The following is a 15,572-nucleotide window of genomic DNA, read 5'->3' on the forward strand; positions in this document are numbered from 1 at the left end:
CGCTAGCGAAGCGTCGTGAACGACAGCGTGAGTTATCCACACCCCGGTAAAGTCACGTCATGGATATGCGTGTCGCCGCCTACGCGATCATCACCGACGAGACCGGGCGCATCCTGCTGGCCCATTGGAACGAGGGTCGTCGGAGCGCCTGGACACTACCGGGCGGGGGACTCGAGGAAGGGGAGGATCCCGAGCGCGCCGTGCGACGCGAGGTCCGGGAGGAGACCGGTTACCGCGTCGCCGTCGACGAGCTGCTCGGGATCGACTCTCGGGTGATCCCCGCGACGAAAAGACTCTCGGAGACCGCGTCCGCGCTGCACACGCTGCGCATCGTGTACCGCGCTCACATCACGGACGGACGCCTGCGCAACGAGGTGGGCGGGTCCACCGATCGCGCCGAGTGGTTCACGCCGGAGGAGGTCGCCGCTCTGCGCCGCGTGCGACTCGTCGACATCGGACGTCGGATGGCCGGATGGGACGCGACGCCGACGCAGCCGTGACCTTCGGCACGTATGATCGCCGGACGTGCAGTGAGGATGATCAGTGGTGCGATGGCGTGTTCTGTCCGCGGCGGCCGTGCTGGTCGCAGCTCTCGGAATCGGCGGATGCGCGGCGAACGAGCCGCAGCCCTCCGCCCCGAACAGTGAGACCGCGGTCCCGGCTGCTCCGCCCAACACCCTCCCCGCACAGGATGTCCAGACCGTCGTCGATCGCTGTGCCACAGCGCTGGCGACCGACACCACATCTCTCAGCGCCGAGCTCTCGGCGGCGAGCCAGCCGGCAGCCGAGGCCGCGCTCTTCTTCGCGACGTCGAACCAGTGCGCAGACATCCCCATGGCTCTGCAGCGGACGGATGTCTCCTCCTTCGCCTCACCGCTGAACTTCATCGAGCAGCCCTGCGAGGGTCGCACAGTGGTTTCCTTCTGGGCGCACTACGACGATGACCTGATCTTCGGCAACCCGGTGATCGATGATGAACTGGGCGGCGGCGCCTGCGTCCGCACCTTCTTCTTCACGTACTCGGATGCGGGAGAAGGGGAATCCACCTACGCGAGCGAACGCGAGAAGGGTATCCGTGCGGCCTACGACGCCATGCTCGGGCGGAACGGAGCATGGGTCGACCGGTCGGTGACGCTGGTCAGCGGCATGACGGTCACGATGACCAAACCGAGCGACGACGACCGCGTCTCCCTCCTCTTCCTGCGTCTGCCGGATGGCGGGCTCAGCGGCACGACGTTCATCTACACCGGACAGCAGACGCTCGAGAAGCTCCTGAGCGGCGCGCTCCCGTCACTGCGCACGATCGACGCGGGTCGATCCGTGTCGGTCGCGACACTGGAGAAGTCGATCGCCGAGATCCTCGCCGGATACGGACCGGATCGTGTGCTCACACACCTGCCCACGGAGGCGCCGGACTCGGTCGGCGACCATCCCGATCACTCATCGGTCGGCACGCTCGTCTCGCGCGCGGTGGATGTGGGTGCCGCAGGCAGCGCGCAGGTCGAGTACGCCGTCGGCTATCCGTCGGCCGAGCGACCCGCGAACATCGCCGGGACGGAACTGGAGCGCAAGGCGTCGCTGTTCGCGGTGTATGCCGCACACGATCCCGTGATCGGCTGCTCATCGGCCCAGACCTGCCTCGCGCGGGCGCACTTCGGCGACTGGCTGCAGCGGGAGTACCTGGTCCCGGAGGGAGACCCCGCGCTCGGCTGAATCGGGCGCGATTCGCTCAGAGGGGCTGGGAGATGTCCGCCACGGTCGCGTCGAGCGCCTGCAACAGGGCATCGGCATCCACGAAAAGACTGAACCCGTGGGCGCCGGCGCCGAGCGCGATGCGGCGTCCGCGGATCGACTCGTCGGCGAAGACCGGCCAGGCGGTCGTACTGCCGAGGGGAACGATCGTGCCGCGCTCGTAACCGGTCGCAGCGAGAGCGACATCCGCGTCCGGCAGCTTCAGCTTGTTGACACCCACGAGTTGACGCAGTTTGGGCCAGGCGATGGCCCGATCGCCCGGGATCAGGGCGAAGAGGAACGTGTCGTCACTGCGTTTGACGACCAGCGTCTTGACGATGTCGACCGGCGAGATCCCCAGGAGCTCGGCCGCCTCGGGGAGGCTCCGTGCTTCGGGGCGCTCGCGCACCTCCACAGAAAGACCGAGGGCGGATGCGGCTTCCCGCACCCGCCTCGTCGGATCCTCGTTCACGCGTCAGGCGCGCTCAGCGGGTCGTCCGCGACCCACAGCTCGTCGTCGGCCCGCAGCGTCTGCCAGGCGGCGTAGAGCACGCCCGCTGCCGCGGCGACACCGAAGATGAGCGCGATGACGCCACCGGCGCCCATGCCCCGCTTCTTCGGCGGCTCGACCGCCAGTCGCTTGGCCAGCTTCTTCGAAGCCTTGGCGCCGTACTTGGCCGCCTTCTTCTTGTACGTGGCGGGGTCGAGGTCGATGCCGCGTCCGGCGGCGATGCGCGCACGGGTGTCGCCCGCCGCATCCCACACCGAAAGGGCGCCGCCCACGAGCGCACCGGCGGCCGGAACGACCTTGTCGCTCAGCACGTGCTTCGAGATGTTGACGCCGCGGTCCACGTACGGGGCCGCGTAGCGGTCGTACCCTTCGCGCACCGCGGGCACCACGTGCTCGCGGTTGTAGTTGCCGAGCTGGCGGCCGGCTTCGCGGGCGATGTCCGCCGCTTCGCCGACGAGCACCTGCTGCGATTCCCACACCTTGTTGGCGTGGCCTTGGAGCTTCCGGAGCTCCTTCTTACGCTTGCGGCTGAGGCTCATGCGAGATCCCCCTAATCCGTGGGTAGTCGTGAGCCCATCTTGCCAGAGGGATCGGCTGCGTACGGCAGGGCTTGCAGCGAACTCTGAGACAATGACAACATGCCTCAGCACACCGCCGTCGCCACCATTCACACCAACCACGGCGACATCGTCGTCAACCTGTTCGGGGACCACGCGCCCCGCACGGTTCAGAACTTCGTCGGCCTCGCCGACGGCACGGGAGAGTGGACCGACCCGTCCACGGGTCAGCCCGGTTCCGGCCCCCTCTACAACGGGGTCATCTTCCACCGCATCATCCCCGGTTTCATGATCCAGGGCGGGGACCCGCTCGGCCAGGGCGTGGGCGGCCCCGGCTACACGTTCAACGACGAGATCAACCCGGAGCTCACCTTCCAGAAGCCGTACCTGCTGGCGATGGCCAACGCGGGTCAGCGTCGCAACGCCATCACCGGCGCCGTCGAGGGCACGAACGGATCGCAGTTCTTCATCACGACCGACCCCACCCCGTGGCTGCAGGGCAAGCACTCGATCTTCGGCGAGGTCGCGGACGACGCGTCGCGCCAGGTCGTCGATGCCATCGCTCGGGTCCCCACCGGCGCCGGCGACCGGCCGGTCGAGCCCGTCGTGATCGAGTCGATCGACATCGCGCAGGTCTGACCACCCGCATCCCGTGACGAGCGAGAGCTTCGCGAGCAACCGCGAGAACTTCTGCTACCGGCATCCCGACCGCCAGAGCTTCGTGCTCTGTCAGCGGTGCCTGCGAACCATCTGTCCTGAGTGTCAGACGCAGGCACCGGTCGGGGTGATCTGTCCGGAGTGCATGGCAGAGCAGCGACGGGCGGCCACGCCCGCGCAGAAGAAGGCGCAGCGACGGTGGGGCCGGTCGGCGCCCGTTGCGCTCGCTGCGGGCAGCGGTCGACCGGTCGTGACCTACACGATCATCGCCCTGTGCGCCGCGGTGTTCGTGCTCTCGCTCGGACTCCCCCTCACCCAGTGGCTCGGCTTCAGCGCGGGCTATCTCTATCCGCAGTTCACCGGCGAGTTCCAGCCGTGGCGACTGCTCACGGCGAGCCTCGTGCACTCGGGCTTCTGGCACGTCGGTCTGAACATGCTCACGCTGTGGATGATCGGACGCATCCTGGAGCCCGTGCTCGGCAGCGCCCGATTCCTCACGCTGTATCTGATCAGTGCGCTCGGCGGGTCCGTCCTCGTCGACCTCATCGCTCGCGACTCGTTCGTGGTGGGCGCCTCAGGGGCGATCTTCGGGCTCTTCGGTGCGCTCATGGTCATCGCGCGCCGGTTGGGCAACGACATCACCGGCATCATCATCGTGCTGGCGATCAACCTCGTGATCGGCTTCGTCCCCGGCTTCAACATCTCGTGGCAGGCGCACGTCGGCGGCCTGGTCGCCGGAGCGGTCGTCGGGCTCATCTACGTCACGACGCGAGAGCGTCGGCGTCGCGCGCTTCAGATCGCGCTACTGAGCGGCTGGAGCGTCGTCCTCATCGGACTGCTTGCCCTCGCCCCCGCGATCTGGGTGTGACCGCGAGAGTTATCCACAGTTTCATCCACACGTGGGGATGAATCACACGGATGTAATTCGGTGGCGCTGAGCCGTCAGCGCCACCGAGTGGTCATGAGGAAGCCCACGAAGGCGATCCCGAAGCCGATCACGAGGTTCCAGGCCTCGATGCCCGGGATGGGGAACTGCATCCCGCTGAGGTAGAACACGAGAACCCACACGAGTCCCACGAGCATGAGACCGATCATGATGGGCTTGAACCACACGGGGTTGGGAGCCGGCTCACCGGCGCCAGCGGGGGTGAGGTCCTCGTCGTTGTCGGAGCGTGCCATGTGCACATTCTAGGGGTCAGGCTTCTGCGTCACCTGCGACAGTTAGACTCCCCTTGTGACCGACACCCCGCCTGCCGCCACGCGGCGTTCGCGCCGGAGCGCGACGCCGCCGCGCCGTCGGATCAGCGTGCTCGGGGTGATCGGAGAGATCTTCATCACCGTCGGGGTGCTGGCCTTCCTCTACGTCGGCTGGCAGCTGTGGGTCGGTGACTGGATCCAGGGACAGCAGAACAACGCGGCCGGCCAGGCGATCGCCGAGCAGTGGGCGCAGAACTACGTGCCGTCGACGCCTTCTCCGTCGACCAGTGAGTCGAGCACCCCCGACGTGAGCACCGCCGAGCCGATCGTCCTCCCGGATGCCTCCAGCGGTGAAGTCTTCGGCATCATGCACATCCCGCGCTTCGGACCGGACTACGCCGTGCAGATCGCCGGCGGCGTCGGCCGCTCGGAGAGCCTGGATCTCGGCGCGATCGGTCACTACTCCAGCACGCAGATGCCGGGCGCCGTCGGCAACTTCGCCGTCGCCGCCCACCGCGGCAGCCACGGTGCACCCTTCATGAATCTGCCGGACCTGCACGTGGGCGATGCGATCGTCATCCAGACGCAGGACGGCTGGTACACCTACCGCTACCGCAGCATGGAGTACGTGACCCCCGATTCCGTCGACGTGCTGCTGCCCGTGCCGCGGGAACAGGGGGTGGAGGCGAACGGACGCTATCTGACGATGACGACCTGCAGTCCGCGCTACGGGTTCTCGGAGCGTCTCGTGGCGTACGCCGTCTTCGAGTCCTTCACGCCCGGAGCCGACGGCGCGCCGGCATCCCTGAGCGAGGCGGTGACCTGATGTACGCAGCGTTCTGGCGCATCCTTCCCGGCCCCTGGTGGCTCCGACTGCTCATCGTCCTGGTCGTCGCGGCGGCTGTTCTCTACGGGCTCTTCTGGTACGTCTTCCCGTGGATCTCGTCGATTGTCGACCCGCAGGAGTCGACCGTCCAGTGACGGCAGCACGCGTGCTGGTCGTGGACAACCACGACAGTTTCGTCCACACGCTGGTGGGCTACCTGCGCGAGCTCGGGGCCGACACGGTCATGCGCGAGGCCGACGAGATCGACGCGGATGCGGCGACCACCGCCCTCGTGGGCTTCGACGGAGTCCTGGTCTCACCCGGGCCCGGGACGCCAGAGCGCGCCGGATCCTCGCTCGCCGTCGTGGCGGCCGCGGCAGAGACACAGACGCCTCTGCTGGGCGTCTGTCTCGGACATCAGGCGCTGGCGATGGCGTTCGGCGCGCGCGTCGTGCAGGCTCCCGAGCTCATGCACGGGATGACGTCGCCGATCGTCCACGACGGGAGCGGCATCCTCCAGGGTCTGCCCTCTCCCTTCTCCGCGGCCCGCTATCACTCCCTCGCGGTCGCAGCGGAGACGATCCCGGACGTGCTCCGCGTCACCGCTCGCACCCCGGAGGGCACGGTGATGGCGCTCGAACACCGCCATCTGCCGCTGAGCGGGGTGCAGTTCCACCCCGAGAGCGTGCTGACCGAGTACGGCTATCGCATGCTCGCCACCTGGCTGACCGGGATCGGGGCCGAGGATGCGCCGTCTCGTGCGCTGACGCTCACCCCCCACCGCGGGACGAGCACTCAGCCGGCGCAGTAGGTGAGGGTGATCTCCGAGCGGATGGGCACTTCACCGGGCGCGAGCGACATGACGCGGACGGTCGGGGTCGTGCCGGTCGCCTTACAGCCGGGATCGGCGCTCGGAACGACGCTCAGTCCCAGTGCCTCGAGGTCGCGTGTCGCGGCATCGATCGTGTAACCGGTGACATCGTTCAGAACCACGCGACCGCTTGCGACGCGCAGGTTGACGGTCGTTCCGACCGGGATCTCGACTCCCGCCGTCACATCGCCGGATGCGGTGCTCGCGCTGAGCACTTCGCCGGCGGGTGCCTTCGCGTCGTTCACCGGGGTGATCGTCCCGACGGCGAGACCCGCTGCGGTGAGCGCTTGGCGGGCGTCGGTCTCGTTGAGCCCGACGATCGTCGGAGCGGCGACGCTCTCCTTGCCTGTCGAGACGTAGAGCTTGATGGTCTGCCCGACCTGCACCGAATCGCCCGCTGCGGGTTCGCTGCGTACGACGCTGCCTTCGGTGATCCGATCGTCGGCCACGGGAACTCGATCCGACAGGAGGTCCTGCTCCTCGAGCACGTCGACGGCCTGGTCATAGGTCATCGTCGTGAGGTCCGGCACGATGCGCGCGCTGTCGGGCACGGCATCGCCGGGACGGATGGTCACGACCCAGAACAGCACGGACACGAGCAGAACGGCGAGCACCGCGACACCGGACCAGATCCAGGCGACGGGAGGCCCCGCCTGCGTCCGGCGCATCGTCGTGTCCGTCGACAGCTGCCTGAGCGACCGGGCGGTCTCGGCGGCCTGACGGGGGTTCGCGCCGTAAAGCTCGCTCGTGAGCGCTCCGAGCTGGCGCTTGCTGGGGGCCTTGCCACCCACGGCGTCCGAGAGCGCGGCACGGAAGGAGGCCGCATCCTGGAATCGCTGGAACGGATCCTTCGCGAGGGCGCGCATCACGAGAGCGTCGAGACCGCGAGGGATGCTCTCGGTGTGCTCGCTGGGGGGGACCGGCGTCTCGCTGACGTGCTGGTAGGCGACGGCGACCGGGGTCTCGCCGCGGAAGGGAGGTCGACCGGTCAGCAGCTCGTACAGGACGACACCGGTCGAATAGAGGTCCGCGCGCGCATCCACCGGTTCGCCCTTGGCCTGCTCAGGCGAGAAGTAGGCGGCGGTACCGATGATGGCGGTCGTCTCGGCGACCGTCGAAGAGGAGTCGGACACCGCGCGCGCGATGCCGAAGTCCATGACCTTGACCTGGCCCGCGGCCGTCACCATGACGTTGCCGGGCTTGATGTCGCGGTGCACGACGCCCGCGCGATGCGAGTACTCGAGGGCCTCGAGGATGCCGTCGACGTAGCGCACCGCATCGGTCACAGGCACGTCGCCGCCGGCGATGATGTCCTTCAGGAGCTCGCCGTTGACGAGCTCCATGACGATGAACGGAACGGGGTGCACGACGCCGTCGGGGGTCGTCTCGGTGTCCTCGCCGGCATCGAAGACCCGCACGATGGTCGGGTGCGACATCCGCGAGGCGGCCTGCGCCTCCAGCCGGAAACGCGTGCGGAAAGCCGCGTCGTCGGCGAGCTCGCGGCGGAGGATCTTGAGCGCGACCTCGCGGTCGAGGGTCAGGTCGTAGCCTCGGTACACACTCGCCATGCCCCCGCGACCGATGAGCTCATCGACACGATAGCGACCGGCGAGTACGCGTGGATCATCTGACACGGCGACTCCCTGGGTGCAACAGATCAAAGCCTAACCGACCCGCCCTGGCAGTATCCGGGGCGAGTCGGCGGCTCGTGCTCAGTTCCCGCCCAGGAGGGGATTGGTGGTGGCCGACGGCAACGGCGACGAAGACTGCACGTTGGCCTGAGCCTGCGGCGACGTCTCGGAGTTGCGCGTCGTGCCGTCGCCCGAGCCGGAGCAGGTCACGGTGTAGCTGACGATGAGTGCCTGCCCGGTGTTCGTCCCGACCTCGAGAGGGATCGGACGCTGGTTGGGTCCGGCAGCGGCCGTGGACTGGCCGGTCGAGGTGAAGATGCCGTTGACCGCCGTGAAGTTGTAGCTGACCACCGATCCCGTGCCCGACGGACAGGTGAAGCCGTCCCAGTTGATCTGCACGGTGGAGCCGGCGGTCACGGTCGCGGCCTTCTGACCGTTGACCTCGATGCGGGGTTCGGTGGGGGCGCCGATCGGAGTCTGGTCGGCGTAGACCGTCAGGGTGAGCTGCGAACCCTCGGGCGCGTTGCCGGTCGGGCTCACGCTGTACACCAGACCGACCTGGTCGGGGCTCGGGGCGGGGTTGCCCGGCGTGCAGGAGGCCTGGAGTCCAGCCTGCTGGGCGATCCCCGTCGCCTCATCACACGTCTTGCCCACCAGGTCGAGCGCCGCGACATCCACGGTCGTGGTGGTCGGCGTCGGAGTGGACGGCGGGGTCGACACCGTCGTCCGCGTGCTCGTCTCCGTCGGTCCGGCATCGGGATTCTGGTTGCCGAAGATCGCCCAGAGGGTGCCGCCCAGCACGATCAGCAGCAGGACGATGAGGGCGACGAGCGGCCACGTCCAGGGACTGCGCTTGCGGCCCGCCGGCTCGGCCACGGGCGATGCGGCGGTCGTGGCGCTCAGCAGTTGCGTGGCTGCCTGCGTCTCTCCGACGCCGAGCAGCTGGGTCGCATCGTCCGCGCCCACGGCGCCGCCGATGGCGGGCACCGCCACCGTCGCGGCCGTCACGTCGCCGCGGCGCAGGGCGCTGGCGGCGCGCGCGACGGCAGCCGCGGACGCCGGCCGCTCCTCGGGCTTCTTGGCGATCATCGCCATGACGAGGTTCTGCACGGGAACCGCGACGGTGGGAGGCAGCGGCGGCGGCTGTTCGTTGATCTGCGCCATCGCGATCGCCACCTGCGACTCGCCAGTGAAGGGGCGCTTTCCCGCAAGGCACTCGTACGCGACGATGCCGAGCGAGTAGATGTCGGTCGCAGGGGATGCGGGGTGCCCTGACGCCTGCTCGGGCGAAAGGTACTGCACGGTGCCCATGACCTGACCGGTCGCCGTCAGCGGAACCTGGTCGGCGATGCGCGCGATCCCGAAATCGGTGATCTTGACACGACCGTCGGGCGTGATGAGGAGGTTGCCCGGCTTGATGTCGCGGTGCACGAGGCCTGCGGCGTGCGCGGCCTGGAGGGCGGATGCGGTCTGCGCCACGATGTCGAGCGTCTTGTCCGTCGACAGCGACCCCTCGCGCTCGAGGATCGTGGAGAGGGCCTCGCCGGGCACGAGCTCCATGACGAGGAAGGCAGAGCCGTTCTCCTCGCCGTAGTCGAAGACGCTGGCGATCCCCTCGTGGTTCACGAGTGCGGCGTGGCGCGCCTCGGCGCGGAACCGCTCGAGGAACCCGGGGTCCCCCATGTACTCGTCCTTGAGGATCTTGATCGCCACCGTGCGCCCGATGACGTGGTCAGTGGCTTCCCAGACCTCGCCCATACCGCCGATGGCGATGCGCGAATCCAGCTCGTAACGCCCACCGAACGTCGCTCCCTGTGTCGGCCTCATCGTCCCAGCACCGCCTCCATGACCTTCTTTGCAATGGGCGCTGCGATGGAGTTACCGCTGCCCGACTGACCTTGCCCGCCGCCGTTCTCGACGACTACTGCGACCGCGACCTCGGGGTCTTCTGCGGGCGCGAACCCGGTGAACCAGAGCGTGTACGGGTTGGACCCGCCGTTCTCCGCCGTCCCCGTCTTACCGCCCACGTCGACTCCGTCTATTCTTGCATTCGACGCCACGCCGTCACTGACATTGGCGACCATCGCGCTCGCCAGCTGGTCGGCGAGATCCTCGTTCAGCGCCCGCCCGAACTCGGTCGGCTCGAATTGCTGCTGAACCGACAGATCCGGTCCGATGACCTGGTCCACCATCTGCGGATTCATGACCATCCCGCCGTTCACGATGCCGGCCGAGACCATGGCCATCTGCAGCGGAGTCGCCCGGACATCGCCCTGACCGAAACCGGTGAGGGCCGTTCTGTCGTCGCTGAGTGCGGCGGTGGGGTAGACCGACGGTGCGGAGTCCACGGGCGTCGCGAACGAGGTGTTGAAGCCGTACTTCTGCGCCTCGGTGCGGATGGCGTCGTCGCCGAGCTGCACGGCGAGCTCCGCCATGGGGATGTTGCAGCTGAGGCGCAGGGCGTCGGCGAGGGTCACCGTCTCGCCCGGGCCGCACGCGCCGCCGCCGGCGTTGCTGATCGAGGTCGAGGTGCCGGGAAGCGTGTAGCTGGCGACATTCGGCAGTGTCGACTGGAGGGTCCAGTCGCCCGAGGCGAGAGCCGCGGAGGCGACGACGAGCTTGAACGTGGATCCCGGCGGGTTCATCTTGCCGGCGATGGCGCGGTTCGACATCGGCTGCAGCGCATTGTTGATGAGGTCGTTGTACGACGCCTGCACTGCGGCGAGGTCGTGCGAGGCGAGCAGGTTGGTGTCGTAGCCGGGCGTCGAGACCATGGCGAGGATGCGGCCGGTCTTCGGCTCGATCGCCACGACGGCGCCCTGCAGGTCGCCGAGCGCGTCGTACGCGACCTTCTGCACGTTCGCGTCGACCGAGAGCACCACGTTGGAGCCCTGCGGGGGCTGCCCGGTGAAGATCTGCTCGACGCGGGAGAAGAACTGGCCGCCGCCGGTTCCGGAGAGCTCGCGATTCATGGCCTGCTCGATGCCGGTCGCCGACCCCAGCGCCGCGTTGATGTATCCCGTCACCGGCGACCACATGTCGGCATCCGTGTAACTGCGCTGCCAGCTGTAGACGTCGCCGCTCGGGCTGGAGGAGGCGATCGCCGCGCCGCTGGCGATGATCGAGCCCCGCTGGATCTCGTACGAGTCGTAGAGCGCGCGGCGGTTCTCGCCGTTCTCGGCCAGCGTCGATGCCTGGAACACCTGGATGACGCTGGTCGAACCGAACAGCACGAGGAACATGGCCAGCATCACGAAGCTGAGCCGGCGGACTTCGCGGGTCATCCGATCACCACCCTGGGCTGATTGCGCACCGCATCCGAGATGCGCAGGATGAGCGCGACGATGATCCAGTTGGCCACGAGGGAGGAACCGCCGGCGGCGAGGAACGGGGTCGTCAGGCCGGTGAGCGGGATGACGCGTGTCACACCGCCGACCATGATGAACACCTGCAGGGCGATCGTGAACGACAGGCCCGTCGCGAGGAGCTTGCCGAAGTCGTCCTGCCCGGCGACCCCGACGCGGAGTCCCCGGCTCGTGAAGACCATGTACAGACAGAGGATCGCGAAGACGCCGATGAGTCCGATCTCTTCGCCGAGGCTCGGGAAGATGTAGTCGCTCTGCGCCAGCGGCGTGATCGAGGGGCGGCCCTGTCCGAGGCCGGTGCCGAGAAGGCCGCCGTGCGCCAGACCGAAGATCCCCTGCACGAGCTGGTAGCTGCCGCCCGTGCGGTCGATGATGTCGGGGTTGAAGGCGTCGAGCCAGTTGGCGAAGCGCCATCCCACGTAGGTCAGCACCTGCGATGCGGCGACGGCGCCCGCGACGGCGAGCCCCACGCCCAGCAGCACCCAGCCGGTCTTGCCGGTGGCGACGTAGAGCATCGCGACGAACATGCCGAAGATCAGCAGGCCCGTGCCGAGGTCGCGCTGGAGCACGATGATGCCGAGCGAGATCAGCCAGACGACCAGGATGGGACCCAGGTCGCGGGCGCGCGGCCAGGTGATGCCGAGGAACTTCTTGCCGACGGATGTGAGGCTCTCGCGCGTGCGCACCAGATAGCCGGCGAAGAAGATCGCCAATGCGAGCTTGGCCAGCTCACCCGGCTGGAACGAGAAGAATCCGAGTCTGACCCAGACGTCGGCGTTCTGGTTGGTGCCCAGGCCCGGAACGAAGGGCAGGAGCAGGAGCGCGACGCCGATGAAGCCGGACACGTAGGTGTAGCGGAACAGCACGCGGTAGTTCCGCAGCAGGAGCACGACGGCGATCGCCGCGGCGATCGCGATCGCCGCCCAGACGATCTGACGCGTGGAGGCGGCGGCCCACCCCTCGCTGTCGATCTCGATGTCGATGCGGTAGATCATCGCGAGGCCGAGTCCCGTCAACACGGTCGCGATCGGGACCACGAACGGATCGGCGTCGTGAGCGACGAAGCGCAGCACGATGTGCAGGGCGAGGGCGAGCACGCCGAGCCCGCCGGAGTAGTACAGGAAGCTCGGGTCGATCGCCCCCTTCGCCCCCAGCTGCACGAGTGCGACGGCTGCGCCGTTGATCGCCAGGGCGAACAGCAGCAGTCCGAGCTCGCGGTTGCGCTGCTTCTGCGGCATGCGGATGCGGCGCAGCGCACGCAGGACGGAGGTGTCGGTCGCGGGGGCTTCGGCGGTCATCACTGCCCCTCTGCCGGTCGGAGTCGGTCGACGATCAACTGGGCGTCCGCGAGGGAACGCGCCGAGATGGTGGATTCCACGCTCTGCCGGTCGAACGGGCTGAGATCCGCCAGGGCGATGTCGGTGTCCTCGTAGACGCTCGACAGCGAGATCGGTCCGATGCCCTGCTGCACGCCCTGGTAGATCACGACGGAGTCGTCGTCGGCGCCGACGTAGTAGCGCGTCTGCGTCCAGCTGTAGCCCGCGAACGCGGCACCGGCGAGGGCGGCGAGCACGAGCAGCAGCCCGACGAGCCAGCCGATGCGGCGGCGGCGCGCGCGGCGGCGGTCCTCCTCGATGAGCTCCTCGAGGAACTCCGGCGCCGGCTCGAAGTGGGTGGGTTCGTTCGCCGCCTGGCGTCCCGGATGCAGCCATGACGAGCGGCCCGGGCGGGCGGCGGGGACGACGACGCCGGTCGGGTTCGAGGCAGAGCCGACGATGGTGGGCGTTCCCGAGAAGACCGGATGGTGGCCCCCGATGTCGACGATGACGACCGTCACGTTGTCGGGAGCCCCCGCATCCAACGCCTGCTTCAGCAGGAGATCCGCGGTGCGGGCGGGCGCCTGCCCCGCGGCGAGGGCCTTCTGCGTGTGGGCGTCGTCGACCACGCCGGACAGGCCGTCCGAGCACAGCAGCCACCGGTCGCCCGGACGCGTCGGCATGATGAACGTGTCGATCTCGGGGTCGGGATCCATGTCGCCGAGCACGCGCATGAGCACCGAGCGTCGGGGGTGGTAGCGCGCCTCTTCCGGCGTGATGCGACCGGAGTCGACGAGGCGCTGGACGAACGTGTGGTCCGTGGTGATCTGCGTCATCGCGCCGTCGCGGAACAGGTAGATGCGGGAGTCGCCGATGTGGGCGATGACGGCGTAGTCGTCGACCATCAGCAGCGCGCTGACCGTCGTGCCCATACCGGCGAGGGCGGGCCGCACGCGCACCGTGTCGATGATGTCGCCGGCGGTGTCGGTCACCGCCTGCTGCAGGGCGCGTTCGGCATCGACGGTCGAGGCGAAGGGGCGATCGAGCTGGGCGATGCGCGCGATGGCAAGGCTGGAGGCGACGTCACCGCCGGCGTGCCCGCCCATGCCGTCCGCCACCACGAACAGGTTGGAACCCGAGTACCCGGAGTCCTGATTGTTCGAGCGCACCTTTCCGGTGTGCGAGAGTGCGGCGCTCGAGCCCTGGAAGACCATCTCGACGGATCAGCCCTGGAGCTCGAAGGTCGTCGCGCCGACCTTGATCGGGGCGCCCACCAGGACCGGCACGGGGCTCGCGACGCGCTCGCCGTCGTGCCAGGTTCCGTTCGTGGAGTCGAGGTCCTGGATCATCCACTGGTCGCCCCAGAGCATGAGACGCGCGTGGTGGCTCGAGGTGTAGTCGTCGCGGATGACGAGCCCCGACTCGCTCGATCGGCCGATCGTCAGGGGCTCGGTGCCGAGCGGCAACTCGAGGCCCGCCTTCGGTCCGCTCGTGATGACGATGCGGGACACCGCCTCGGTCGTCGCCTTCTGGCCCTTCGAGGACTTTCGCGGAGAGGCCTTCGGAGCGACGGGCGCGGTGGCGGCCGCAGCGGGCGCGGCAGCCGCGGCGGCGGCCTGCTCGGGCATCTTGCGCACGCGCACGCCGAAGAGGTCGGCGCGTAGCGAGTACACGACCGCGAAGACGAAGAACCACAGCAGCAGCAGGAAGCCGATCTGCAGCAGCAGAAGCGGAAGCTCGTTCATCAGGCCTTCCCCCAGCGGTCGATGTCGTCGAGCGAGAAGGCACGCGTCGCGTCGTCGTCGACGGGCGCCGCACGGCCCCCCGTGGCCTGGGCGACGATGCGGAAGACGATGTCGGTGCGTCCGATGGAGACGGTCGCGTCGGGAGGCAGCGGCGCCTCGTCGATCTTCCGGCCGTTGAGCTTCGTGCCGTTCGTCGAGCCGAGGTCGCGCACCATCGCCCGCTCGCCGTCCCAGAGGATCTCGACGTGCTTGCGGCTCGTGCCCGAGTCGGAGATCGTGATGTCGGCATCGCTGCCGCGGCCGATGACGGTGCGGGATGCGCTGAGCGGATGCCGCTTGCCGGCGATGTCGAGCACGGCGCTCCAGGCGACCCGACCCGCGGCGGTCGAGGATTCGACGCGCACCTGACCGGTCGACAGGGTCGCGCTGCTCGACAGCGAGATCGACAGGGGGCCGGCGAAGGTGTAGCCCTGGGCGTGGGCGTGCTTGGTGACGAGCGCGTCGAGCTCGTCGGTGAGCGAGGAGCCGAGCGCCCGCATCCGCTCGTAGTCCGCCGGCGCCAGCTGCACCGTGAGGGTGTTGGGTGCCAGGATGCGCTCGCGCGAGACGACGGCGGCCTTCGTGTCGAGCTCGCTGCGCAGGGCTGAGGCGATGTCGACCGGCTGGACACCGCTGCGGAAGGTCTTGGCGAACGCGCCGTTCACGGCGCGCTCGAGACCTCTCTCGAAGCTGTCAAGTAGTCCCACGCGACTCCTCAGGCGGCTGGACGGGTGGCACCATCGTAGTTGTACGGGCTGAACAGGCCGTGCAGGACTTCCGCAGGAGGGCTGCACGGCCGACTTCTCGGGTCGTGATCGGGCGTGATACGATCGGTAGGTTGGGTTCGCACATCTCTGATGAGCGACTCGCGCGAGTGGCGGAATAGGCAGACGCGCTGGCTTCAGGTGCCAGTGCCCGAAAGGGCGTGGGGGTTCAACTCCCCCCTCGCGCACAGACAGAACCGGTCGGGATTCATCCCGGCCGGTTCTTGCGTTCACGGGCGCGTTCCGCCGCAGAGTCGCGCGCTGAAGCGCCGCCTCCGGGCCTGAGCAACGCTTCCCGGCTCCTGCGGCCTGCCGCTCTGTCGCCCGCTGCGCCATGCGCAGGCTCGTCGAAACGCTGATTG

General features: G+C 68.6%; 17 protein-coding genes and 1 tRNA gene. 8 read left to right on the forward strand and 10 right to left on the reverse strand.

Going from position 1 to position 15,572, the window contains the following annotated elements; all coding sequences use genetic code 11:
- Positions 1-59 precede the first annotated feature (59 nt).
- Both LXM64_RS00100 and LXM64_RS00105 read left to right on the forward strand, forming a co-directional pair.
- The gene (locus LXM64_RS00100; protein WP_234074095.1) at positions 60-500 is read left to right on the forward strand and encodes an NUDIX hydrolase; all 441 of its coding nucleotides are present in this window, start codon (positions 60-62) and stop codon (positions 498-500) included.
- Between the two features lie 43 nt (positions 501-543).
- Positions 544-1,713, forward strand: a complete 1,170-nt coding sequence (locus LXM64_RS00105) for a PIG-L family deacetylase (RefSeq protein WP_234074096.1) — start codon at positions 544-546, stop codon at positions 1,711-1,713.
- 16 nt (positions 1,714-1,729) lie between these two features.
- Here the strand turns inward: LXM64_RS00105 and LXM64_RS00110 are convergent, their stop codons facing one another.
- Positions 1,730-2,179 (reverse strand): aminoacyl-tRNA deacylase, encoded by a 450-nt coding sequence (locus tag LXM64_RS00110; RefSeq protein ID WP_419144871.1) that lies wholly within the window; start codon positions 2,177-2,179, stop codon positions 1,730-1,732.
- Between the two features lie 20 nt (positions 2,180-2,199).
- Entirely contained in the window at positions 2,200-2,781 is a 582-nt protein-coding gene (locus LXM64_RS00115; RefSeq protein ID WP_234074098.1) for a DNA helicase, read from the reverse strand.
- Positions 2,782-2,880: 99 nt separating this feature from the next.
- On the opposite strand from LXM64_RS00115, the gene LXM64_RS00120 reads away from it, so the two are divergent.
- Together LXM64_RS00120 and LXM64_RS00125 are read left to right on the forward strand one after the other, a co-directional pair.
- Positions 2,881-3,438, forward strand: a complete 558-nt coding sequence (locus LXM64_RS00120; protein WP_234074099.1) for a peptidylprolyl isomerase — start codon at positions 2,881-2,883, stop codon at positions 3,436-3,438.
- Between the two features lie 13 nt (positions 3,439-3,451).
- Positions 3,452-4,324, forward strand: coding sequence for a rhomboid family intramembrane serine protease (locus LXM64_RS00125; protein ID WP_234074100.1), 873 nt, complete (start codon positions 3,452-3,454; stop codon positions 4,322-4,324).
- Positions 4,325-4,398: 74 nt separating this feature from the next.
- Here LXM64_RS00125 and LXM64_RS00130 read toward each other — a convergent pair whose 3' ends face one another.
- Positions 4,399-4,635 (reverse strand): cell division protein CrgA, encoded by a 237-nt coding sequence (locus tag LXM64_RS00130; protein ID WP_137418491.1) that lies wholly within the window; start codon positions 4,633-4,635, stop codon positions 4,399-4,401.
- Positions 4,636-4,690: 55 nt separating this feature from the next.
- Here LXM64_RS00130 and LXM64_RS00135 point away from each other — a divergent pair, with 55 nt between their 5' ends.
- From LXM64_RS00135 to LXM64_RS00145, 3 genes are read left to right on the forward strand one after another with little or no spacing between them, the layout of a single operon-like run.
- A complete protein-coding gene (locus LXM64_RS00135) occupies positions 4,691-5,479 on the forward strand; it encodes a class E sortase (RefSeq protein ID WP_234074101.1) in 789 nt (262 codons plus the stop codon).
- A complete protein-coding gene (locus LXM64_RS00140) occupies positions 5,479-5,634 on the forward strand; it encodes a hypothetical protein (protein WP_234074102.1) in 156 nt (51 codons plus the stop codon). The genes LXM64_RS00135 and LXM64_RS00140 overlap by 1 nt, the downstream gene beginning before the upstream one ends.
- Positions 5,631-6,290 (forward strand): anthranilate synthase component II, encoded by a 660-nt coding sequence (locus LXM64_RS00145; RefSeq protein ID WP_234074103.1) that lies wholly within the window; start codon positions 5,631-5,633, stop codon positions 6,288-6,290. The genes LXM64_RS00140 and LXM64_RS00145 overlap by 4 nt, the downstream gene beginning before the upstream one ends.
- Here the strand turns inward: LXM64_RS00145 and pknB are convergent.
- The 7 genes from pknB to LXM64_RS00180 all read right to left on the reverse strand — a co-directional run bounded on the left by pknB (position 6,275) and on the right by LXM64_RS00180 (position 15,153).
- On the reverse strand, positions 6,275-7,984 hold the full coding sequence (gene pknB / locus LXM64_RS00150) for a Stk1 family PASTA domain-containing Ser/Thr kinase (protein ID WP_234074104.1): 1,710 nt from the start codon (positions 7,982-7,984) through the stop codon (positions 6,275-6,277). The genes LXM64_RS00145 and pknB overlap by 16 nt on opposite strands.
- Positions 7,985-8,062: 78 nt before the next feature.
- The gene (locus LXM64_RS00155; protein ID WP_234074105.1) at positions 8,063-9,808 is read right to left on the reverse strand and encodes a serine/threonine-protein kinase; all 1,746 of its coding nucleotides are present in this window, start codon (positions 9,806-9,808) and stop codon (positions 8,063-8,065) included.
- Complete coding sequence (locus LXM64_RS00160; protein WP_234074106.1) at positions 9,805-11,265, reverse strand: peptidoglycan D,D-transpeptidase FtsI family protein; 1,461 nt, start codon at positions 11,263-11,265, stop codon at positions 9,805-9,807. Before LXM64_RS00160 ends, LXM64_RS00155 begins: the two co-directional genes overlap by 4 nt.
- A complete protein-coding gene (locus tag LXM64_RS00165; RefSeq protein WP_234074107.1) occupies positions 11,262-12,644 on the reverse strand; it encodes an FtsW/RodA/SpoVE family cell cycle protein in 1,383 nt (460 codons plus the stop codon). The genes LXM64_RS00160 and LXM64_RS00165 overlap by 4 nt, the downstream gene beginning before the upstream one ends.
- Positions 12,644-13,876, reverse strand: coding sequence for a PP2C family protein-serine/threonine phosphatase (locus LXM64_RS00170; RefSeq protein ID WP_137418484.1), 1,233 nt, complete (start codon positions 13,874-13,876; stop codon positions 12,644-12,646). The genes LXM64_RS00165 and LXM64_RS00170 overlap by 1 nt, the downstream gene beginning before the upstream one ends.
- A 9-nt stretch (positions 13,877-13,885) precedes the next feature.
- Positions 13,886-14,407, reverse strand: a complete 522-nt coding sequence (locus LXM64_RS00175; RefSeq protein ID WP_234074108.1) for an FHA domain-containing protein FhaB/FipA — start codon at positions 14,405-14,407, stop codon at positions 13,886-13,888.
- Positions 14,407-15,153, reverse strand: a complete 747-nt coding sequence (locus LXM64_RS00180) for an FhaA domain-containing protein (protein ID WP_234074109.1) — start codon at positions 15,151-15,153, stop codon at positions 14,407-14,409. The genes LXM64_RS00175 and LXM64_RS00180 overlap by 1 nt, the downstream gene beginning before the upstream one ends.
- A gap of 161 nt (positions 15,154-15,314) precedes the next feature.
- Here LXM64_RS00180 and LXM64_RS00185 point away from each other — a divergent pair.
- Positions 15,315-15,398, forward strand: a tRNA-Leu gene (locus LXM64_RS00185).
- Positions 15,399-15,572: the final 174 nt, after the last annotated feature.

The organism is Microbacterium binotii, from assembly GCF_021398715.1.
Taxonomy (GTDB): Bacteria; Actinomycetota; Actinomycetes; order Actinomycetales; family Microbacteriaceae; genus Microbacterium; species Microbacterium binotii_A.